Origin of the sequence: Streptomyces sp. Isolate_45 (assembly GCF_024721315.2) — a bacterium.
Lineage (GTDB): Bacteria > Actinomycetota > Actinomycetes > Streptomycetales > Streptomycetaceae > Streptomyces.
Genome location: NZ_JANFAK020000138.1, coordinates 1 through 20,924, shown reverse-complemented (window position 1 = coordinate 20,924; position 20,924 = coordinate 1). Strand labels below are relative to the sequence as shown.

Genomic DNA, 20,924 nt, shown 5'->3' with positions numbered 1-20,924 from the left:
GAGCTGGCGCATGTAGTCGGCCATGTAGTTCAGCTGCGACTCGATCATCAGGATCATCGAGCTGTTCCCCAGGCCCGGGTGCCGGCCGTCACCTCCGCCGACGGGGCCCGCCTGCACGCCGAGGTGCACGGCGGCGAGGACGCCCCTGCCGTGGTCCTGGCCCACGGCTGGACCTGCTCCACCGCCTTCTGGGCGGCGCAGGTGCGGGACCTGGCGAAGGACCACCGCGTCATCGTCTACGACCAGCGCGGCCACGGCCGCAGCCCCGCGGCCCGCGCCTACGGCACCGACCGCCTCGCCGACGACCTCGCCGCGGTGCTGAAGGCCACCCTCGCCCCCGGCGAGCGGGCCGTCGTCGCCGGGCACTCCATGGGCGGCATGACCGTCATGGCCGCCGCCGGCCGGCCCGAGTTCGCGGAGCACGCCGCGGCCGCCCTGCTGTGCAGCACGGGCAGCTCCGGGCTCGTGGCGGGGTCGACGGTACTGCCGCTGCGTCCCGGGCCGCTGAGGACCCGCGCGACCCGGGTGGTGCTCGGCGCGCGGACCCCCCTCGGGCCCGTCACGCCCGTCGCCCGCGCCCTGCTCAAGTACGCGACGATGGGCCCCGGATCGGCCCCGGACCGGGTGGAGGTCTGCGCCCGCATCGTGCACGGCTGCCCGGCCGGGGTCCGGCACGCCTGGTCGCAGGTGCTGGCCGCCCTCGACCTGGACGCCGAGCTGGCCCGGCTGACCGTGCCCACCGCCGTGATCGGCGGCACGGCCGACCGGCTCACCCCGATCGCGCACGCCAGGGCGCTGGCCGCGGCCCTGCCGAACTGCGTCGGCCTGACCGAACTCACCGGAGCGGGCCACATGACGCCCGTCGAGGCGCCGGAGGCCGTCTCGGCCGCCCTGCGCGAACTCACCGCCCGCCACCTGCCCGCACGACAGGCCGACCCGGCCGGGGGAGCCGCCCCGGCCGCAGAGGCCGAGAAGGAGAAGACGCCGTGAGCCGCAGCAGTCTGGAAGGACAGGTCGCCGTCGTCACCGGAGCCGCCCGCGGGGTGGGCGAACTGCTCGCCCGCAAGCTGTCCGCGCGCGGCGCGAGGGTCGCCCTGGTGGGGCTGGAACCGGAGGCCCTCCAGGAGGTCTCCGAACGCCTCCACACCGACAGCGCCCACTGGCACGCCGACGTCACCGACCACGAGGCGATGGCGCGGGTCGCGCGGGAGGTCAAGGAACGCTTCGGCAAGGTGGACATCGTCGTCGCCAACGCGGGCGTCGCCGCCGGCGGGCCGTTCGTCGACTCCGACCCCGTGGCCTGGCGCCGCGTGATCGAGGTCAACCTCATCGGCGGTGCGGTCACCGCCCGCGCCTTCCTGCCCGTCCTCACCGAGAGCCGCGGCTACTTCCTCCAGATCGCCTCGCTCGCCGCGATCACCCCGGCCCCGATGATGACGGCGTACTGCGCCTCCAAGTCCGGGGTCGAGGCCTTCGCCCACTGCCTGCGCGCCGAGGTCGGGCACAAGGGCGTCAAGGTCGGCGTCGGCTACCTGTCCTGGACCGACACCGACATGGTGCGGGGAGCCGACCAGGACGAGGTGATGCGCGACCTGCGCCGGAGCCTGCCGTGGCCCGCGAACCGGACCTACCCGCTGGGGCCGGCCGTCGACCGGATCGTGGCCGGCGTCGAACGGCGCTCGCCGCACGTCTACGCGCAGTGGTGGCTGCGCGGCATGCAGGGCACGCGCGGCTACCTGCCGGGGATCATCGCGGCCGTCGGGCAACGGGAGATGAGGCGGTTCGAGCCGCGCCTGTCCGGTGTCTCCACCGGGCTCGTCGGAGCCGGCGGGGCTGCCGACGAGAAGGAGCGCACCCACCACGCATAGACCGGAATGCGAGGAACGTCCCCCCGTGCCAGGCTGGTCGGCATCACGCCCCACCCTTTCCAGGAGGGAACAGCATGGGTTTGAGGGACCAGTTCCAGGACAAGGCGAGACGGCTCGCGGAGCAGGCCGAGGCGAGGGCCGCGGCGCAGGGCACCGAGGCGGAGGCCGGCCGCGCCCCGACCCCGGTGCAGGAGGTGGGGTCACGGACCGCCCAGGTCCGTGACGCCCTGGACGACGCGCTCGACAAGTAGCGCGTCCCGACGCCGAGGGGCGCGGCCCGCATCGAGCGGGTCGCGCCCCTCCCGCGTGCCTACCCCCGCGGCGGCAGCTTCGGACGGCGCCGGTCCGGTACGTCCGTGTAGCCGGGCGGCACGGCCGCCGGGTCCTGCTCCAGCAGCTCCAGCGCCAGGTGCACTGCGTCGTCGAGCTGGGCGTGCCGGCCCTCCGCCCAGTCCAGCGGGGTGCGCAGGATCGCGAGGTCGGGCTCGACGCCGTGGTTCTCCACCGACCAGCCGTACTCGGGGAACCAGGCGGCGTTCATCGGCACCGTGATCACCGTCCCGTCGCCCAGGGTGTGCCGTCCGGTCATGCCGACGACCCCGCCCCAGGTGCGCTGGCCCACCACCGGCCCCAGGCCGAGCAGTTTGAACGCGGCGGTGATCATGTCCCCGTCGGAGGAGGTCGCCTCGTCGGCCAGGGCCACGATCGGGCCGCGGGGCGCGTTGGAGGCGTACGAGACCGGCTGGGCGTCGCGGGTCAGGTCCCAGCCGAGGATCGAGCGGGTCAGCTTCTCCACGACCAGCTCGCTGATGTGCCCGCCCGCGTTGCCGCGCACGTCGACGATCAGGGCGGGCCGGGACATCTCCATCCGCAGGTCGCGGTTGAACTGCGCCCAGCCCGAGCCGCCCATGTCGGGGATGTGCAGGTAGCCGCAGCGCCCGCCGCTGACCTCGCGGACCACGGCCCGCCGCTTGGACACCCAGTCCTGGTAGCGCAGCGGCCGGTCGTCGACGAGCGGTACGACCGCCACCCGCCGGGCCCGGCCGGACCCCTCGGCGGGCTCGAAGGTGAGCTCGACGGTGGTGCCCCCGGCCGCCGCGAGCAACGGGTAGGGGCCGGTCACCGGGTCGACGGGGCGTCCGTCGACGTGGGTGAGGACGGCGCCCTCGCGGATGCCGGTGCCCGCGAGCGGGGAGCGGGCCTTGGAGTCGGAGGACTCGCCGGGCAGGATCCGGGCGAGCATCCAGGCGCCGTCCCGGGGGACGAAGTTGGCGCCGAGCAGCCCGATGGCCCGCTGGTAGTGCGGCGGGCCCTCGTTGCGGCGGGCCGGGGAGACGTAGGCGTGCGAGGTGCCGAGTTCGCCGAGGACCTCGCGCATCAGGTCGGCGAACTCGTCGGGGGAGGCGACCCGTTCGACCAGCGGGCGGTACTGGCGCAGCACCGCGTCCCAGTCGATCCCGCACATGCCGGGTTCCCAGAAGTAGGCGCGGATCAGCCGCCCCGCCTCCTCGAAGGCCTGCCGCCACTCGGCCGCCGGGTCCACCTCGTGCAGGATGCGCCGCAGGTCGAGGTAGACCGTCGAGTCCCCGTCGCCGGGTTCGGTCGAGGGCACCGCGCGCAGGTCGCCGTCGTCGTTGACGACGAGGCGGGTGCCGTCGCCGCTGACGGCGAACCAGTCCAGCCCGGAGGCCAGTTCGGCTTTGCGGGCCTTGGTCATGTCGAAGTGCTCCAGCGTCGGCTTGCCGCTGGTGTCGGCCGGGTTCGCGAAGGTCTCGCCGAGCGCGCCGGAGATGGGCCAGCGCAGCCACACCAGCCCGCCGCCGCTCACCGGGTACAGGGCCGAGTACTTCGACGCGGACACCGGGAAGGGGGTGACCCGGCTCTCCAGCCCCTCGACCTCCACCGTCACGGCGCCGTCGCCGGATTCGGAGTCCCCCTCGGCCGGGTCGAGTCCGCCCGCCGCCGGGCGTCCGTCGGGGGAGAACGCGAAGGGGGAGTTCGTCGCGGAGGAGAGCGGCACCAGGTACGGGCGGCAGCCCAGCGGGAAGGAGAGGTCGCCGGTGTGCACGTCGTAGACGGGGTCGAAGCCGCGCCAGGACAGGAAGGCGAGGTAGCGGCCGTCGCGGGTGAAGACCGGGTTCTCGTCCTCGAAACGGCCGTTGGTGACGTCGACGACGGTGTGCGGGCCGGGTCCGGCGATCTTCGCCATCCTGATCTGCCGCAGCGAACGTCCGATGCCGGGGTGCGACCAGGTGAGCCAGCAGCCGTCGGGGGAGAAGGCCAGGTCGGTGACGGGCCCGTTGATCGACCGGACCAGCTCGGTGACCTCGCCGTTGGACTCCTCCGTCGCGTCGAGGAGCAGCAGCCGTCCGTCGTTGGAGGCGATCGCGAGGCGTTCCCCGTCGGGGTCGGACAGCAGCTCCAGTACGCGGCCCAGCGCGCCCGAGGCCAGCCGCCGGGGCTCGCGTTCCCCGGAGGCGCGGGGGAGGTAGGCGATCTCGATCGCGTCCTCGCCCTCGGCGTCGGTGACGTAGGCGACCTGTCCGCCGCTGCCGAGCATCTCGGGCAGCCGGACCCGGACGCCCGGGGTGTCGGCGATGGTGCGGGCGGGCCCGTCGCGGTGGGTCAGCCAGTAGAGGCTGCCGCGCACGACGACGGCGCTGGCCCGGCCGGTGGAGTCGACCGAGAGCGAGTCGACGTGGCTGGCGGCCGGCACCTGGTACGTGCGGCGCCCCGAGCGCGGTCCGCCGAGGCGGACGTCGAGCTTGCGCGGGGAGGCGTCGGGGTCGAGGGAGTCGACGAGCCAGATGTCGCCGCCGCACTGGTAGACGACCCGGGAGCCGTCGCTGGAGGCGTGTCGGGCGTAGAACTCGTCGTGGTCGGTGTGCCGGCGCAGGTCGGTGCCGTCGGGCAGGCAGGAGTAGAGGTTGCCGATGCCCTCGTGGTCGGAGAGGAAGGCGATCCGGCCGCCGACGAACACGGGGGAGTCGAGGTGCCCTTCGATGCCCTCCAGCAGCCGTTTCCCGTGCAGCCACAGCCGGCCGGTGGCGCCGCCCCGGTAGCGCTTCCAGGCGGCGGGCTCGTGCGGTGGCTTGCCCGTCAGCAGCAGGCTGCGCCGCTCGCCGTCCGGCCCCTCCTGGACCTGGAGGTCGGAGACGGGCCCCCAGGGGAGGCGGCCGCCGGGGCTGCCGTCGGTGGGCAGGCTGTAGGCCCAGGCGAAGTAGGAGAAGGGTTGGCCGTGCGAGGACACGGCCAGGATGTCGCTGCGGCCGTCCTCGTCGGGCGGGGTCCAGCCGCAGACGCGGGTGTCGGTGGCGCCCCAGTAGCTCAGTTGGCGGGCCGGGCCGCCGTCCACGGGGACGAGGTGGATCTCGGGGTCGAGGCTGCGCCAGGTGGTGAAGGCGATCTGTCGGCCGTCGGGGGAGAAGCGCGGGTGGCTGACCCGGGTCCGGTCGACGGTGATCCGCCAGGCCCGGCCGGGCCTGGCTCCATCGGGAACGAGGGGGGCGACCCAGAGGTCGTCCTCGGAGGCGAAGCACAGCAGGTCGTCGTGCAGGTGCGGGAACCGGAGGTACGCGACGTCGTGACTCACCCCCCAATGCTTTCCGCGCCGGGGGGCCCCGGCAACTCGTACAGGTGATCCCCTTCGGGGGATTCGGGGCGTACGGCGACCGGGTGACCGACGCCACTCCCCTAACGAAACGGAACGGTTTCGTTCTCTTCGGGGGCGGGGTATCGTCTTAACGGTACGGACCAGTTTCGCTCGGGTAGGGGGCACGGAGATGACCGAAGAGGCGTCGGAGACGTCGGCGCGGCGCAGCCGGATCACCCCCGAGCGGCAGGCCGAACTCCACGAGGCGGTCCTCGACCTCCTCCGCGAGGTCGGCTACGACGCGCTGACCATGGACGCGGTCGCAGCCCGTACGAAGTCCAGCAAGGCCACCCTCTACCGCCAGTGGGGGAGCAAGCCGGAGCTGGTCGCCAAGGCCCTGCGATGTACCCAGCCGGTCTCCCTGGGGGAGATCGACACGGGGACCCTGCGGGGGGACTTCGCGCTGATGGTGGCGCACTCCGATGACGCGCAGATGGCCAAGGACACCGCGCTGATGCGGGGTCTGGCCCATGCGGTCCACGAGAGCCCGGAGCTCCACAAGGCGCTGCGGGACCTCCTGGTCGACCCGGAGATCAACGGCCTGCAGCGGCTGCTGCAGCGCTCCGTCGACCGGGGCGAGATCCGTCCGGACTGTCCGGCCCTGGATTTCGTCCCGCACATGCTCATCGGAGCGTTCATCGCGCTCCCGCTGATCGAGGACCGGTCCGTCGACCAGGCCTTCCTCGGCGAATTCATCGATGCCGTGGTCTTCCCCGCCCTCGGCGTCTGACTCCCTCCCCAGAAGCGTTCCGCACCGTCCCGCTGCTCCTGACACGCCGCTCTCGTCGTCGGGCCGGCTTTCCACGCCCTGATCCGTCCCGGATCCATCCCACGACCTGAACGGGAGAACCACCCACGTGGCCACCTTCCTCTACCGGCTCGGCCGAGGCGCCTTCCGGCGCCGCCGTTTCGTCGCCCTCGTCTGGGTGGCGCTGCTGTTCGTCGCCGGCTTCGGCGCCGCGACGGCCTCCGCGCCCACCTCCGGCTCGTTCTCGATACCCGGCACCGAGGCCCAGAAGGCCTTCGACCTGCTGGACAAGAAGTTCCCGGGCATGGCCGCCGACGGCGCCACCGCCCGCATCGTCATCAAGGCCCCGGCGGGCGCCAAGGTCACCGACCCGGGCGTCAAGGCCGAGGTCGAGAAGGTCATCTCCGGCCTCAAGAGCGGCCCCGGCGCCGCCGAGGTCGCCACGGTCGACGACCCGTACCGGATGCAGGCGGTGAGCCAGGACGGCTCCACCACCTACATCAGCGTCAAGTACAAGGTCAGCGGCATGGAGCTGAAGGACGCCACCCGCGACGCGCTCACGGAGTCCGGCAAGGACGCCCAGGCGCAGGGACTCGGCGTCGAGATCGGCGGCGACGCCCTGATGGTGGCGCCCGAGACGGGCTCCGGCGAGATCATCGGCATCATGGTCGCCGCGATCGTCCTCGTCATCACCTTCGGCTCGCTCATCGCGGCCGGCCTGCCGCTGCTGACCGCGCTGATCGGCGTGGGCATCGGCGTCTCCTCCATCACCGCGCTCGCCAACGTCCTGGACCTCGGCTCCACCACCTCCACCCTCGCGATGATGATCGGCCTCGCGGTCGGCATCGACTACGCCCTCTTCATCGTCTCCCGCTACCGCGCGGAGCTCGCCGAGGGCCGCGAGCGGGACGAGGCCGCGGGCCGGGCGGCCGGCACCGCCGGCTCCGCCGTCGTCTTCGCCGGTCTGACCGTGGTCATCGCCCTGGTGGGCCTGGCCGTCGTCAACATTCCGATGCTGACCAAGATGGGTGTCGCGGCCGCGGGCACGGTGGTCATCGCGGTGCTCGTCGCCCTGACGCTGGTCCCGGCGATCCTCGGCTTCGCGGGCAAGAAGGTCCTGCCCGCGGGCGAGAAGAGCAAGCTGTTCGGCAAGGGCAAGCCGGCCGACGCCAAGCCCAAGCCCAACGGCGGCACCCGCTGGGCCCGCTTCGTGCTCCGCCGCCCCGTCATGGTGCTGCTCGCCGGAGTCATCGGCCTCGGCATCATCGCCATCCCGGCGAGCAAGCTGGAGATGGGTCTGCCGGACGACGGCGCCCAGCCGGTGTCCACCACCCAGCGCAAGGCGTACGACCTGATGTCCGAGGGCTTCGGCCCCGGCTTCAACGGTCCCCTGATGGTCGTCGTCGACGGCGACAAGGCACTCGCGGACAGCACCGCCGAGCGGATCAAGGTCCTGCCGGGGGTCGCGGCGGTGGCCCAGCCGATCCAGAACGAGGCCAAGGACGCGGCGATCGTCAGCGTCATCCCCAAGGACCGGCCCTCCTCGCACGCCACCGAGGAACTGGTCCGCGAGATTCGCGCCGGCAACGGGGACGACGTCCTCGTCAGCGGCCAGACCGCGATGAACATCGACTTCTCGCAGAAGATGAACGACGCGCTGCTGCCCTACCTGGCGCTCGTGGTCGGTCTCGCCTTCCTGCTGCTGATGCTCGTCTTCCGCTCGATCCTGGTTCCGCTCAAGGCCGCCCTCGGCTTCCTGCTGTCGGTCGTCGCGGCCCTCGGCGCGGTCGTCGCGGTGTTCCAGTGGGGCTGGCTCGCCTCGGTCTTCGGGGTGGAGCAGACCGGTCCGATCATGTCGATGATGCCGATCTTCATGGTGGGCGTCGTCTTCGGCCTGGCCATGGACTACGAGGTCTTCCTGGTCACCCGCATGCGGGAGGCGTACGTCCACGGCGAGCGTCCGGGCCAGGCCGTGGTCACCGGCTTCCGGTACAGCGCCCGCGTGGTCGTGGCCGCCGCCGTCATCATGATCGCGGTGTTCGCCGGCTTCCTCGGAGCCAGCGACCAGATGGTCAAGATGATCGGCTTCGGCCTGGCCATCGCCGTCCTCTTCGACGCCTTCGTGGTCCGCATGGCCATCGTCCCGGCGGTGCTCGCGCTCCTCGGGCACAGGGCCTGGTGGCTGCCCAAGTGGCTCGACCGGATCCTGCCGAACGTGGACGTCGAGGGCGAGAGCCTGCGCAAGCACCTCGGTGAGGACTCCGGACCCGCGGAGGGCCCGGACAAGGACCGCGAGCTGGTCAACGCCTGACCCCGCGCACACGCGCCGGCCCCGGCCCCGCACCCCTTCCGGGGTGCGGGGCCGGGGCCTTTGTCGAGGTCCGGCCGGGCCCATTTCGGTGCCCGGCCGCTGCGCCTAACGGGTGGCGGGAGTGGCGGGGGCGTACGTACGCCGCAGGAAGCGGCGCAGCGCGGCGATGTCGAACTGGACGACCGCGACCCCGTCGGGGGAGTGGAACTCGACGACCGCCTGCACCCGGCCGCACGGCCAGACGCGTACGTCCCCGGTGCCCGTCGGCGAGGAGAGGCCCGCCTCCAGCAGGGCGCGGGGGAAGACCCACTCGTTGTCCGTGCCTTCGGGGGACAGCTCGGCGGGGAAGACGATCCGTACGGCCAGCGGTTCGTCGGGGGCGAAGCGCAGGGCGACCGGGATCGTCCGGTAGAGGGGGTCGTCGGTGATCACGCGGGCGCGCACCCGCTCCTCGACGGCGGTCGTGTCTGCGGTCGCTGCTGGATTCTCCGCGGGGGCTGACATCGACAGGGCTCCTCGAAATCGGAACATTTGTGTCCGTTTGTCCGTCCAGACTCGCACATTCCGACGAAAACGCGCGCCACTATTTGTGATGCGTCCGCTCTTGCCAACGGTTTGCAACTGGGCACTATTCTTGAACGGTTAAAGATTTTGTGAGGTAAACAGGAAGCGGAGCCACTCCATGCATGTGCCCGACGGATTCATCAACGCACCCGTCTCGGTGGCCGCCGGAGTGGTGGCCGCGGCCGCCGTCGCCGTCAGCCTCCGCGGCGCCCGCCGCGAGCTCGACGAACGCACCGCGCCCCTCGCGGGCCTCGTCGCCGCCTTCATCTTCGCCGTGCAGATGCTGAACTTCCCGGTCGCCGCCGGCACCAGCGGCCACCTCCTCGGCGGCGCGCTCGCCGCCATACTCGTCGGCCCGTACACCGGCGTGCTCTGCGTGTCCGTCGTCCTGCTGATGCAGGGCATCCTCTTCGCCGACGGCGGCCTGACGGCCCTCGGCGTCAACATCACCGTCATGGGCGGCGTCACCGTCGTCGTCGCGTACGCCGTCTTCCGGGGCCTCCTCAAGGTGCTGCCGGCCACCCGCCGGTCCGTCACCGTGGCCGCCTTCACCGGAGCCCTGCTCTCCGTACCCGCCTCGGCGGCCGTCTTCACCGCCCTCTACGCCATCGGCGGGACCACCGACGTACCCATCGGCAAGGTGCTCACCGCGATGGTCGGCGTGCACGTCCTCATCGGCATCGGCGAGGCCCTCATCACCGCCGCGACCGTCGGCGCCGTCCTCGCCGTCCGGCCCGACCTCGTCCACGCCGCGAGCGGCCTGAGCACCCCGCTGAAGCTGCGCGTCGGCGGCGAGCTCGTCGACGCCCCGGCGCCCGCGCCGGCCGCCCCCGTCGCCGCCCGCTCCACCCGCGGGGTGTGGCTGACCGGCCTCGCCACCGCCCTCGTCCTCGCCGGCGTCGTCTCCTTCTACGCCTCGGCCAACCCCGACGGACTGGAGAAGGTCGCCGCCGACAAGGGCATCGACGCCAAGGTCGAGGACCACGCCGCCGCGGACTCCCCGCTCGCCGACTACGGCGTCAAGGACGTCGAGAACGCCCGCCTCTCCGGCGGCCTCGCCGGGGTCATCGGCGTCGGCGTCACCGTCCTCGTCGGCACCGGCATCTTCTGGAGCGTGCGCCGCCGCCGCGCCGAGGACCTGACCGCCACCTCCACGGCCGCCCCCTCGGCCCACTGACATGGGAGCCGGGCACGCGCACAAGCTCTACCGGCACGGGCACTCGCCCGTGCACGCGCTGCCGCCACACTGCAAGATCGCCGCGGTCTTCGCCTTCGTGGTGGTCGTCGTCTCGACGCCGCGCGAGGCGATGTGGGCCTTCGGCGCGTACGCCGTCCTGGTCGCCGCCGTCGCGGCGGTGGCCCGGATCCCGGCCGGGTACCTGCTGCGACGGCTCCTGATCGAGGTCCCCTTCGTGGCCTTCGCCGTCCTCATGCCCTTCGTGGCCGAGGGCGAGCGCGTGGAGGTGCTCGGCATGTCGCTGAGCGTCTCCGGACTCTGGGGCGCCTGGAACGTCCTCGCCAAGGGCACCCTCGGCGTGGCCGCCTCCGTGGTCCTCGCCTCGACCACCGAACTGCGGTCGCTGCTGCTGGGCCTCCAGCGGCTGAAGCTGCCGCCACTGCTCGTCCAGATCGCCTCCTTCATGATCCGGTACGGCGACGTCATCACCGGCGAGCTGCGGCGCATGTCCATCGCCCGCCGCTCCCGCGGCTTCGAGGCCCGCGGCATCCGGCACTGGGGCGTCCTCGCCAAGACCGCCGGCGCCCTCTTCATCCGCTCCTACGAACGCGGCGAACGCGTCTACCTCGCGATGGTCAGCCGCGGCTACACCGGCTCCATGCCGGTGATCGACGACGTGTCGGCCACCCGCGCCCAGTGGGCGTACGCGGCCGTACTCCCGGCGGCGGCCCTCGCCGTCTGCCTCATGGGATGGACGCTGTGACCCCGCCCGGCGGGACGGGCGCCGCGACCCCGTCCGGTGCGCCGGGCACCCCGACCGTCTGATGGGATGGACGCCGTGACCGCTTCCTCCGCCTCCTCCGCCTCCTCCGCTCCCTCTGATTCCTCCGCTTCCCCCGCCCGGCCCTCCCCCGAGGCCGTGCCCTCCCTGGAGGTCTCCGGCGTCGCCTACGCCTACCCCGACGGCCACCAGGCCCTCTTCGGGGTCGACCTCACCGTCGGGCACGGCGAGCGGGTGGCCCTGCTCGGGCCCAACGGCGCGGGCAAGACCACCCTGGTCCTGCACCTCAACGGCATCCTGGGCGGCGGCGTCGGCACGGTGACCGTGGCCGGACTCCCGGTCGAGAAGCGGCACCTCGCGGAGATCCGCCGGCGCGTCGGGATCGTCTTCCAGGACCCCGACGACCAACTGTTCATGCCGACCGTCCGCGAGGACGTCGCCTTCGGCCCGGCCGCCGCCGGAATGCGCGGCGCCGAGCTGGAGACCCGGGTCCGCGAGGCCCTGGACCAGGTCGGCATGACGGCCTTCGCCGACCGGCCGCCGCACCACCTGTCCTTCGGCCAGCGCCGCCGGGTGGCCGTGGCGACCGTCCTCGCCATGCGCCCGGAGATCCTCGTCCTCGACGAACCCTCGTCCAACCTCGACCCGGCCTCCCGCCGCGAGCTGGCCGACATCCTGCGCTCGCTGGACGTCACCGTCCTGATGGTGACCCACGACCTGCCCTACGCCCTGGAACTCTGCCCCCGCGCGGTGATCCTCAGCGAGGGCGTCATCGCGGCCGACGGCCCCACCCGCGACCTGCTCTGCGACGAGGAACTCATGGGCGCGCACCGCCTGGAACTCCCCTTCGGCTTCGACCCGCGCGCCACCACCGCCCCCGGCCGCCGGACCCGCTGACCCCCGGCCCCGCGCCCCCGGCGCAACGGGAAGCAGGACCGGCCGGGCGGCGTTGCATCCTGATGGGCGACCCCGCACGGGGGTCGTCGGAGCAGGCGAGCAGCACACGAGGAGTCGGCCGTGGAGGTCCAGGGGACGGTGGCGGAGGGCTTCGAGGCCGTCCGGGAAGCGTTCGTACGCAACTTCGAGGTCCTCGGGGACCGCGGCGCGGCCGTCGCCGTGTACCGGGACGGCCGTCGGGTCGTCGACCTGTGGGGCGGTACGAAGGACGCGGACGGGGCCGGGGTCGGTGCCGGGGGCTCCGGGGCGTGGCAGGCCGGCACCGCCCAGGTGGTCCGGTCCGCCACCAAGGGGGTCGCGGCGGCCGTGCCGCTGCTGCTCCACCAGCGCGGCCTCCTGGACCTGGACGCGCCGGTCGGGGCGTACTGGCCGGAGTTCAAGGCGGGCGGCAAGGAGCACGTACGGGTCCGCGACCTGCTCTCCCACCGCGCGGGCGTACCGGCGCTGGACCGCGGCCTGACCCCGGCGGAGGCCATCGACGGGGTGTCCGGGCCGCGCGCCGTCGCCGCGCAGGCCGCCCTGTGGGAGCCCGGCACCGCGCACGGCTACCACGCCCAGACCTACAGCTGGCTGCTGTCGGAGCTGGTGCTGCGGGTCACCGGCGCCTCACTCGGCAACTGGCTCGCGGAGCAGGTCACCGGGCCGCTGGGGCTGGACTTCTGGATCGGCCTGCCGGACGACGCCGCGGACCGGGTGGGCCGCGTCGCCCCCGTGGACCCGCCGGAGCGTGCGGGAGCGTTGAAGGTGCGCCCGCGCAGAAACGTTTCCGAGGCCTACGCGGACCCGCACTCCCTCACCCGCCGCGCCTTCGCCGCGATCGACCCCCTGCCCGACGAGAACGCCCCCGGCTACCGGGCCGCGGAACTCCCGGCCTCCGCCGGCATCGGCACCGCCCGCGCCCTCGCCGGGTTCTACGCGGCGCTGATCGGCGACACCCAGGACGGCGCCCGCCTCCTCACCCCCGAGACCACCGCGCTCGCCGGCACGGAACTCTCCTCGGGGCCGGACCGGGTCCTGGTCGTCAACACCCGCTTCGGCCCCGGCCACATGCTGCACGGCCCGGCCTCACCGCTGCTGTCCCCGGCGTCCTTCGGCCACCCGGGGCGCGGCGGATCGCTGGCCTTCGCGGACCCGGAGGCGGGCATCGGCTTCGGCTACGTGACCAACGGCCTCGCCAAGTCCGTCACCGCCGACCCGCGCGCGCAGGCCCTCGTACGGGCGGTCGGGGCGAGCCTGTAGGAGGTCGGGCCCCTCGCGTCGGCTCGCGTCGCCTCCCGTCCCGTCCCCGCCCCCGTACGTCGGCGGGCGCGGGCGGTGGGTCGGGCGCGGGCCGCCCGGCCGGGCCGGGCGCCGGCCGGAGCGGGCCGTCAGTCGCGCTCCCGTACGTCGGCCACGACGGCCCCCGCGTGCCCGATGAGCTCCTTCGGGGCCATCGGGAACACCGAGTGCGGGGTGCCGGCCGCCGCCCACACCACCTCGTGGTCCAGCAGGCCGGGATCGGCCAGCACCCGCGTCCGGGTGCGGTGACCGAAGGGCGGGACCCCGCCGATGGCGTAGCCGGTGGTCTCCCGGACCAGGGCCGCGTCCGCCCGCGTGACCTTCCCCGCGGCCAGTTCCCGCCGCACCGCCTCCACGTCGACCCGCGAGGACCCGTCCATCAGCACCAGTACGGGGACCCCGTCGGCGGCGAAGACCAGCGACTTCACGATCTGGCCGAGCTCGCAGCCGATCGCGGCGGCGGCGTCGGCCGCGGTCCGGGTCCCCTCGGGGAAGGTCCGGACGGGAAGGTCGAGGCCCAGCCGGACCAGTGCCTCGGCGAAGAGGGGATGCGTCGTCGTCATGCGGGGACGGTAGCCGCGTCGGGGGGCTCGGGCGAACGCATTCCGTCCAGCGGACCGGACGGGCGCGGAGGCCCGTACTCCGCCACGCCGGGGGTCGGCGTGCGCTCCCGGGGCCCGAGGGATCCCGGACGCGCCCGGCGTGGACGCGCACGGCGTGGGTCCGACGGGCCGTCCGTCGGTCGGGCCGTCCGCCCGGCGGGCCGTCCGTCGGTCGGCGGGGGCGGGCCTCGGGAGCCGCGTCATGAGCGCGAGGGGGGAGGGAGGGGGAGCCGTCAGGAGTTGAGCACCCCGGCGACGATCCGGCCCGCCGCGTCGCCGCCGTGTCCCCCGCCCTCGACCATCGCGGCGGCGGCCACGTCGCCGCTGAAGCCCGTGAACCAGCTGTCCGGGCTGCTCGCGCCGTCGACCTCCGCCGAGCCGGTCTTCGCGCCCTTGTCGGAGCCGCGGACCGCAGCCATCGCCCCGGCGGCGGTGCCGCCGGGGGAGGCCGTCTGCTTCATCATCCTGACCAGCTGCCCCGATACGCCGGGCTGGAGCGGCCGCGAGGCCGTCGCCAGGGTTCGCCCGTCCAGGGAGGCCTTGACGACCACCGGCTGGCGGAACACGCCGGTCCGCGCCGTGGCGGTGATAGAGGCGAGGTTCAACGGGTTCATCTGGATCGCGCCCTGGCCGATGTACTCCGCGGCGGCCGCGGGGCCCGAGGTCACCGGGACGGAACCGTCCTGGGTGACGACGCCCGCCTTCCAGTCCAGGCCGATGCCGAAGACTTCCTTCGCCTCGCGCGGGAGCGCGCCGTTGTCGTCGACCTGGTCGATCAGGCCGATGAAGGCGGTGTTGCAGGACCGGGCGAAGCTCGTGGAGAAGGGCTTGTCCTGGAGGCTGAAGCCGTCGAGGTTGCGGAAGGGCTTGCCCTCCCACGACACGGTCGGCGGGCACTCCGCCGGCTTGTCCGCCGCCACCAGGCCCTTCTCCAGCAGCATCGCCGCCGTCACGATCTTCATCGTCGAGCCGGGGGCGCGGCGGCCCTGGAGCGCCGCGTCGAAACCGTCCTTGCGGTGGTTGGCGACGGCCAGGATGTCGCCGGTGCTCGGCTGGACCGCGACGACCGAGGCCTCGGCGTACGAGGTCACCGCCTTCTCCGCGGCTGCCTGCACGTCGGAGTCCAGCACGGTCCGGATCTCGCCGGGCTTGCCCTCCACCAGCGTCAGCAGGCTCCGCTTGGGCGCGTCGGCGGTGGCCGGCTCGATCCACAGCTCGACGCCGGGCGTGCCGCCCGTCTTCTCCCCGTACGTCTTGCGGAGCTGGTCCAGCACCGTGCGCAGCGAGGGGTACAGCTCGGGCGTCAGCTCCTTGCCGTTGCGGTCGATCGCCTTGACCGGCGGGCTCGCCGGGGTGCCGGCGCGCAGCGCCTCGCCCTTCTGGAGCTGCGGGTGGACCACCGACTCCTGCCAGTCGACGAGCGGCTTCCCGGTGCTCACGCCGCGTACGACGGTCAGCCGGGAGTCGTAGACGAGGGGCTTGGTCGAGCCCTCGTACGTCACCTCGGCCTCGACCTTGAAGGGCACGGTGGTGCCGTCCGGCGTGCCGGGGGTGATCACCGTCTTCGAGACGTACGCCTTGGTCCGGTAGTCGGCGACCGCCGTCCGCGCGGCCTGGGCGTTGTTGGTCAGCTCGGCCGCCGCGCGGTCGTCGCCCGCGGCCCACGCGTCGAGGAAGGCCTTGGCGGTGGCGGCGGCGTCCTTCTCCGCGACCGGTCCGGTCCCCTTGGACGCGGGGGCCGCCTTGCCGCCCACGTCGGCGGCGTTGGCGCCGCCGCCCTCGTCGGCCACCAGCGTGTAGGCGCCGTATCCCGCCCCGCCGAGCATCGCGAGGAACACCCCGCCGATGATGGCGCCCTTTGCCGCCCCGTTCATCCTTCGTCCTCCCCCGTGACCACAGTTCTCTGAACATGTTCAAAGAACTCCTGGTGCGGACCTTACTCTGCGCGAGCGGGTGGGGTGCGTGTTGTTACCCGACCGGAACATCGGCGCGGGGCGACGCGAGGGGCCCGGCACCGTGCGGTGCCGGGCCCCTCGTTCGTGCCGCTAGATCCAGGTGTCCAGCCACATCCTGTTGCGCCAGGAGTCCATCGGGAGGGTCTGGCCCGTGTAGATGGGCCAGAAGTAGATGAAGTTCCAGACGATCAGCAGGACCAGGACCCCCGCGCCGATCGCGCCCAGGGTGCGCCGGCGTTCCGACGAGCCCGCCGGGCCCAGGAGGGCTCCGACCATCATGGCCACCGCCAGGCACAGGTACGGGACGAAGACGACCGCGTAGAAGTAGAAGATCGTCCGCTCCTGGTAGTTGAACCAGGGCAGCAGACCGGCGGCCAGCGCGCAGGCGATGGCGCCGGCCCGCCAGTCGCGGCGGAAGAACCACCGCCACAGCACGTACAGCAGCGCGAAGCAGCCCGCCCACCACAGCAGCGGCGTGCCGAGCGCCAGTACCTCGCGGGCGCACTTGCCCGCCTCGGTCGCCGGGCAGCCGTCGGTGCCGGGGTCGGGGGACTCGTAGAAGAAGGAGACGGGACGGCCCAGGACCAGCCAGCTCCACGGGTTGGACTCGTAGGTGTGGCCGGAGGTCAGGCCGACGTGGAACTTGTAGACCTCCGTCTCGTAGTGCCACAGGCTGCGCAGCCATTCCGGGAGGAAGGACAGCGAGCTGCCCTGGTCGTTCTTGGCGGCCCAGTCCCGGAAGTAGCCGCCCTTGCCGTTGTCCGGGCTCAGGATCCAGCCCAGCCAGGACATCAGGTAGACGCCGATGGCCACCGGGACCGTCGACACGAAGGCGGGCAGCGCGTCGCGGCGCAGCATCGACGCGTACGGGGAACCCGCGCCGGCGGTGCGGCGCGCGGCCGCGTCCCACACGACGGTGAGGATCCCGAAGAACGCCAGCACCACGAGGCCGTTCCACTTGGTGCCGAACGCCAGGCCGAGGCAGACGCCCGCCAGGATCCGGTACGGGCGCAGGCCCAGCCGTAGGGTTTCGGCGGTCTTGAGGTCGGGCCGGCTGCGGCCCTCCTCGTCCACCGGTAGGGCCGCCGCCAGTCGGGCCCGCGCCCGGTCCCGGTCGATGAGCAGCGCCCCGAAGGCCGCCAGCACGAAGAACATCAGCACCAGGTCGAGGAGCGCGGTACGGCTCATCACCAGGTGCAGGCCGTCCACGGCGAGCAGGGCGCCCGCCAGGCAGCCGAGGAACGTCGAGCGGAACAGGCGGCGGCCGATCCGGCACAGCATCAGCACCGACAGCGTGCCGAGGACCGCCGTCAGGAACCGCCAGCCGAACGGGTCGAAGCCGAACATCCACTCGCCGAGGCCGATCACCCATTTGCCGACCGGCGGGTGCACGACGTAGCCCGGATCCGTGGGCAGCGGGACGCCGTTCGGGTTGGCCAGGATCGACTTGTCGATGTCCTTCGGCCAACTGGCCTCGTAGCCCTGCCGGATCGTGGCCCAGGCGTCCTTGGCGTAGTACGTCTCGTCGAATATCACCGCCTTCGGGCTGCCGAGGTGCGCGAACCGCAGCACCCCCGCCACCAGCGTCACCAGCAGCGGGCCCACCCAGGCCATGACCCGCTGCCAGGTCTCCGTCGCCGACGGCCGGACGCCGAGCGCCGTCCACAGCTGCGCGGACGGCCGGGCGTAGGGCGGCACGAGCCGCGTACGGACGTCCGCGCGCGCCCCGCCCGGGGCGCTGCGCGGCGCGTATCCGAAGCCGCGCAGGCGGCGCAGCCAGACGGGCGGCCCCTGTTCGAGGTCGCGGTCGCCCGTCGGCTCGGGCGGGGCCCCCGCGGGGCTGGGCGGCGGCGTCGCGGTACTGGTCACCGGGTCATCGTAGGGAACGCCCCTGTGCGCGCCCCAGCCCCCACATGCGCGGCCCCGCCGAACCCACCCGGAACTCCCGTCCCGCCCGCACCGTTCGTGGCCCCGCGCACGGTTCCGGTCGCCGTCCGTGCCCCGGGGGCGGAAGGACCCAATGAGAGGATGGTGCGGTGACTGATCAGCCCCGTTCTGCCGATGCCCCCTCCTCCGCAGGCGTCCTCGTCCTCGCCGGTACGCCCATCGGAGACCTCGCCGATGCCCCGCCACGGCTGGGCGCCGAACTGGAGCGGGCCGATGTGATCGCCGCCGAGGACACCCGGCGGCTGCGCCGCCTGACGCACGGGCTCGGCGTGCACACCACCGGGCGGGTGCTGTCGTACTTCGAGGGCAACGAGTCCGCCCGCACCCCGGAACTGGTCGAGGCCCTGGAGGCCGGCAAGCGGGTGCTGCTGGTCACGGACGCCGGGATGCCGTCGGTGTCCGACCCCGGCTACCGGCTGGTGGCCGCGGCCGTGGAGAAGGACATCAAGGTGACGGCCGTGCCCGGGCCGTCCGCCGTGCTCACCGCGCTGGCCCTGTCGGGGCTGCCGGTGGACCGGTTCTGCTTCGAGGGCTTCCTGCCGCGCAAGGCCGGCGAACGGCTGGGCAAGCTCCGCGAGGTGGAGGGCGAGCGGCGCACGCTCGTCTACTTCGAGGCGCCGCACCGGCTGGACGACACCCTGGCGGCCATGGCCGAGGTGTTCGGCGCGGACCGGCGGGCGGCCGTCTGCCGCGAGCTGACGAAGACCTACGAGGAGGTCAAGCGCGGCGGACTCGGCGCGCTGGCGCTCTGGGCGGCCGAAGGCGTGCGCGGGGAGATCACGATCGTGGTCGAGGGCGCCCCGGCGGCGACTCCCGGTGACGTGGACGCCGAGGAGCTCGTACGTCGCGTGCGGGTGCGCGAGGAGGCCGGGGAGCGCCGCAAGGAGGCCATCGCGGCGGTCGCGGCTGAGGTCGGGGTACCCAAGCGCGAGGTGTTCGACGCGGTGGTGGCGGCAAAGAACGCGGCACAAAAGATGCCGTGAGTCGGTAAAGAGCTAACCTGAAAGGCAAAGCTCAGACCGCGCACCGGGCGCTTTGGGCATGACTCGCCCAAGGACCGTCCAACACTCGACAGGGCCTGATGCGCTCCCGCCCGAAGAGGCGTCCACTGGCAGTGGCACCAGTGGAACAAGAGGAGCTGGCATGAGTGAGATCGCAGACACCCCGGCACCCGCCCCCGTGCACGTCCCGGCCGCACCGACCGTGCCGACCGTGCGCGAGGCGTACTCCTTCGCCTGCATGAAGTGCGGGTACGGCTGGGAGCAGGGCTACGAGATAGAACACCACGTCGACGGCAGGGGCGAGGCGTTCATCGTCTACCGGGCGAACAGCGAGCGGGTGCCCTCGCCGCTGTCCAACCCGACCTGTTTGAACTGCGGCGGTCACGTCGTGCGGATCATGCGCGAGGGCCAGGTCTCCTCGGTGACCGGGATGCTCGACAAGCTCTACCACCACCCCGTCGCCCCCGGCATCGCCGGACCGGTGCCGGCGGGTGCGTCCGTGCCGCGCACGCCCCGGCCGCGCAAGGCGAGGCAACCGAAGGGGCAAGCCGGCTCGAAGGGCGCGCGGTCGACGCACGACGCACCCGGGCCCGTCGCCGTCGATCCCGCCGAGGAGCGGCGCGGAGCGTTCGCCCGGCTGATGGGGTTGTTCCGCCGGTCATAGGATCGGACGCATGAGCCCGAGCCCTTCCTCCTCCTCCGCCGCTGCCAAGGACACCCCGCCTCCGCTGCCCGAACCGCTCCGGGTGGCGGTGGCGGATTCGCACACCCACCTCGACATGCAGTCCGGCACCGTCGAGGAGGGCCTCGCGAAGGCCGCCTCGGTGGGCGTGACCACGGTCGTCCAGGTGGGTTGCGACGTGAAGGGCTCCCGCTGGGCCGCCGAGACCGCGGCCGCCCACGCGAACGTCCACGCGGCGGTGGCCCTGCACCCGAACGAAGCCCCCCGGATCGTCCACGGCGATCCGGACGGCTGGTCCCGGCAGGGCGCCCGACCCGGCGGCGGCGACGCGGCCCTGGACGACGCCCTCGCCGAGATCGAGGCGCTGGCCGCGCTGGACCACGTGAAGGCGGTCGGCGAGACCGGCCTCGACTTCTTCCGCACCGGCCCCGAGGGCATGGCCGCGCAGGAGCGTTCCTTCCGCGCCCACATCGAGATCGCGAAGCGACGCGGCAAGGCCCTGGTCATCCACGACCGCGACGCCCACGCCGACGTGCTGCGCGTACTGGGGGAGGAGGGCGCGCCCGAGCGGACTGTCTTCCACTGCTACTCGGGGGACGCCGACATGGCCCGCGAATGCGCGGCCGCGGGCTACTACATGTCCTTCGCCGGAACCGTCACCTTCAAGAACGCCGCACCGCTGCGCGAGGCGCTCGCGGTGGCCCCGCTGGAGCTCGTGCTGGTGGAGACGGACGCCCCGTACCTCACCCCGGCGCCGTACCGCGGCCGGCCCAACGCGCCGTACCTCATTCCGCTGACGGTACGGGCCATGGCCGCGGTCCGCGGCCTGGACGAGGACGCGATGGCGACGGCCCTGGCCGCGAACACGGCCCGCGCCTTCGGGTACTGAGGCGCCCCCACGCCCGCGCCGACGCGCTTCCGGCCGGCTTCGTACCGCCCTCGCACGCCCGTTCGTTCGACACGCTGAGTAGTCGAACGGCTTTGATGCGTGACGTCCGCTCCGGCTAGGGTGCCCTGCCTCGACCAGCAGGGGCCGGACCAGTGGAGCGAGCGACGTGAGCGAAACACAGGGCAGTCACCGCCGTGTCTCCTGGCCGGAGACCGAACCGGAAGCCGGTACGGCCCCGGCCGCCGACCTGGCCCTCGACCCCGAGCTCGACTTCGCCCTCGACCCCGGACTCGAACTCGACTTCGCCCCGGCCACCGACCCGGGGTTCGACCCCGGGTTCGACCCCGCCGTCGACTCCGGGCTCGACTCCGGGCTCGACGCGGAACTCGACTCGGAGCTCGACCTCGCCTCCGCGCTCGGCCTCGTCACCGACCCCGGCCCCGACGGCGGGGTCCCGGCCCCCCGGGGCGAAGGCCGGCGGGCGTCCCGGCGGCGGAGATCGGAAGAGCACA

17 protein-coding genes and 1 pseudogene are annotated in these 20,924 nt (G+C 73.3%); 13 read left to right on the top strand and 5 right to left on the bottom strand.

Annotated elements, in window-relative coordinates; genetic code table 11:
* The first annotated feature begins 78 nt into the window (after nt 1-78).
* The 3 genes from NOD94_RS31890 (at nt 79) to NOD94_RS31880 (ending at nt 2,119) form a co-directional block, all read left to right on the top strand.
* Complete coding sequence (locus tag NOD94_RS31890; protein ID WP_281209651.1) at nt 79-990, top strand: alpha/beta hydrolase; 912 nt, start codon at nt 79-81, stop codon at nt 988-990.
* On the top strand, nt 987-1,868 hold the full coding sequence (locus NOD94_RS31885) for an SDR family oxidoreductase (RefSeq protein ID WP_281209650.1): 882 nt from the start codon (nt 987-989) through the stop codon (nt 1,866-1,868). The genes NOD94_RS31890 and NOD94_RS31885 overlap by 4 nt, the downstream gene beginning before the upstream one ends.
* 74 nt (nt 1,869-1,942) lie before the next feature.
* Complete coding sequence (locus NOD94_RS31880; protein ID WP_281209649.1) at nt 1,943-2,119, top strand: hypothetical protein; 177 nt, start codon at nt 1,943-1,945, stop codon at nt 2,117-2,119.
* A 59-nt stretch (nt 2,120-2,178) separates the two neighbouring features.
* Here the strand turns inward: NOD94_RS31880 and NOD94_RS31875 are convergent, their stop codons facing one another.
* The gene (locus NOD94_RS31875) at nt 2,179-5,460 is read right to left on the bottom strand and encodes a S41 family peptidase (RefSeq protein ID WP_281209648.1); all 3,282 of its coding nucleotides are present in this window, start codon (nt 5,458-5,460) and stop codon (nt 2,179-2,181) included.
* Nucleotides 5,461-5,650: 190 nt separating this feature from the next.
* Between NOD94_RS31875 and NOD94_RS31870 the strand changes: the two genes are divergently transcribed.
* A complete protein-coding gene (locus NOD94_RS31870) occupies nt 5,651-6,250 on the top strand; it encodes a TetR/AcrR family transcriptional regulator (protein WP_281209647.1) in 600 nt (199 codons plus the stop codon).
* Nucleotides 6,251-6,377: 127 nt separating this feature from the next.
* Nucleotides 6,378-8,579 (top strand): MMPL family transporter, encoded by a 2,202-nt coding sequence (locus NOD94_RS31865; RefSeq protein ID WP_281209646.1) that lies wholly within the window; start codon nt 6,378-6,380, stop codon nt 8,577-8,579.
* Between the two features lie 105 nt (nt 8,580-8,684).
* Here the strand turns inward: NOD94_RS31865 and NOD94_RS31860 are convergent, their stop codons facing one another.
* Entirely contained in the window at nt 8,685-9,083 is a 399-nt protein-coding gene (locus NOD94_RS31860; RefSeq protein ID WP_281209645.1) for an SsgA family sporulation/cell division regulator, read from the bottom strand.
* A 178-nt stretch (nt 9,084-9,261) separates the two neighbouring features.
* Here NOD94_RS31860 and NOD94_RS31855 point away from each other — a divergent pair, with 178 nt between their 5' ends.
* From NOD94_RS31855 to NOD94_RS31840, 4 genes are all read left to right on the top strand, one after another.
* A complete protein-coding gene (locus NOD94_RS31855) occupies nt 9,262-10,320 on the top strand; it encodes an energy-coupling factor ABC transporter permease (RefSeq protein ID WP_281209644.1) in 1,059 nt (352 codons plus the stop codon).
* Between the two features lies 1 nt (nt 10,321).
* Complete coding sequence (gene cbiQ, locus NOD94_RS31850; protein WP_281209643.1) at nt 10,322-11,083, top strand: cobalt ECF transporter T component CbiQ; 762 nt, start codon at nt 10,322-10,324, stop codon at nt 11,081-11,083.
* Nucleotides 11,084-11,239: 156 nt separating this feature from the next.
* Entirely contained in the window at nt 11,240-11,998 is a 759-nt protein-coding gene (locus NOD94_RS31845) for an ABC transporter ATP-binding protein (RefSeq protein WP_281209654.1), read from the top strand.
* A gap of 120 nt (nt 11,999-12,118) precedes the next feature.
* The gene (locus tag NOD94_RS31840; RefSeq protein ID WP_281209642.1) at nt 12,119-13,297 is read left to right on the top strand and encodes a serine hydrolase domain-containing protein; all 1,179 of its coding nucleotides are present in this window, start codon (nt 12,119-12,121) and stop codon (nt 13,295-13,297) included.
* 128 nt (nt 13,298-13,425) lie between these two features.
* Here the strand turns inward: NOD94_RS31840 and NOD94_RS31835 are convergent, their stop codons facing one another.
* The 3 genes from NOD94_RS31835 to NOD94_RS31825 all read right to left on the bottom strand — a co-directional run bounded on the left by NOD94_RS31835 (nt 13,426) and on the right by NOD94_RS31825 (nt 17,660).
* Complete coding sequence (locus NOD94_RS31835; RefSeq protein WP_281209641.1) at nt 13,426-13,899, bottom strand: YbaK/EbsC family protein; 474 nt, start codon at nt 13,897-13,899, stop codon at nt 13,426-13,428.
* Between the two features lie 272 nt (nt 13,900-14,171).
* Nucleotides 14,172-15,812 (bottom strand): penicillin-binding transpeptidase domain-containing protein, encoded by a 1,641-nt coding sequence (locus NOD94_RS31830; RefSeq protein WP_281209640.1) that lies wholly within the window; start codon nt 15,810-15,812, stop codon nt 14,172-14,174.
* A 171-nt stretch (nt 15,813-15,983) separates the two neighbouring features.
* Entirely contained in the window at nt 15,984-17,660 is a 1,677-nt protein-coding gene (locus NOD94_RS31825) for a phospholipid carrier-dependent glycosyltransferase (protein ID WP_281209653.1), read from the bottom strand.
* A 269-nt stretch (nt 17,661-17,929) separates the two neighbouring features.
* On the opposite strand from NOD94_RS31825, the gene rsmI reads away from it, so the two are divergent.
* The 4 genes and pseudogenes from rsmI to NOD94_RS31805 all read left to right on the top strand — a co-directional run.
* Complete coding sequence (gene rsmI / locus NOD94_RS31820; protein ID WP_281209639.1) at nt 17,930-18,823, top strand: 16S rRNA (cytidine(1402)-2'-O)-methyltransferase; 894 nt, start codon at nt 17,930-17,932, stop codon at nt 18,821-18,823.
* A 256-nt stretch (nt 18,824-19,079) separates the two neighbouring features.
* The gene (locus NOD94_RS31815; RefSeq protein WP_281209652.1) at nt 19,080-19,505 is read left to right on the top strand and encodes a hypothetical protein; all 426 of its coding nucleotides are present in this window, start codon (nt 19,080-19,082) and stop codon (nt 19,503-19,505) included.
* Between the two features lie 10 nt (nt 19,506-19,515).
* Entirely contained in the window at nt 19,516-20,412 is an 897-nt protein-coding gene (locus NOD94_RS31810) for a TatD family hydrolase (protein ID WP_281209638.1), read from the top strand.
* A gap of 166 nt (nt 20,413-20,578) precedes the next feature.
* A pseudogene (locus tag NOD94_RS31805) lies at nt 20,579-20,924 on the top strand (hypothetical protein); the annotation flags it as partial.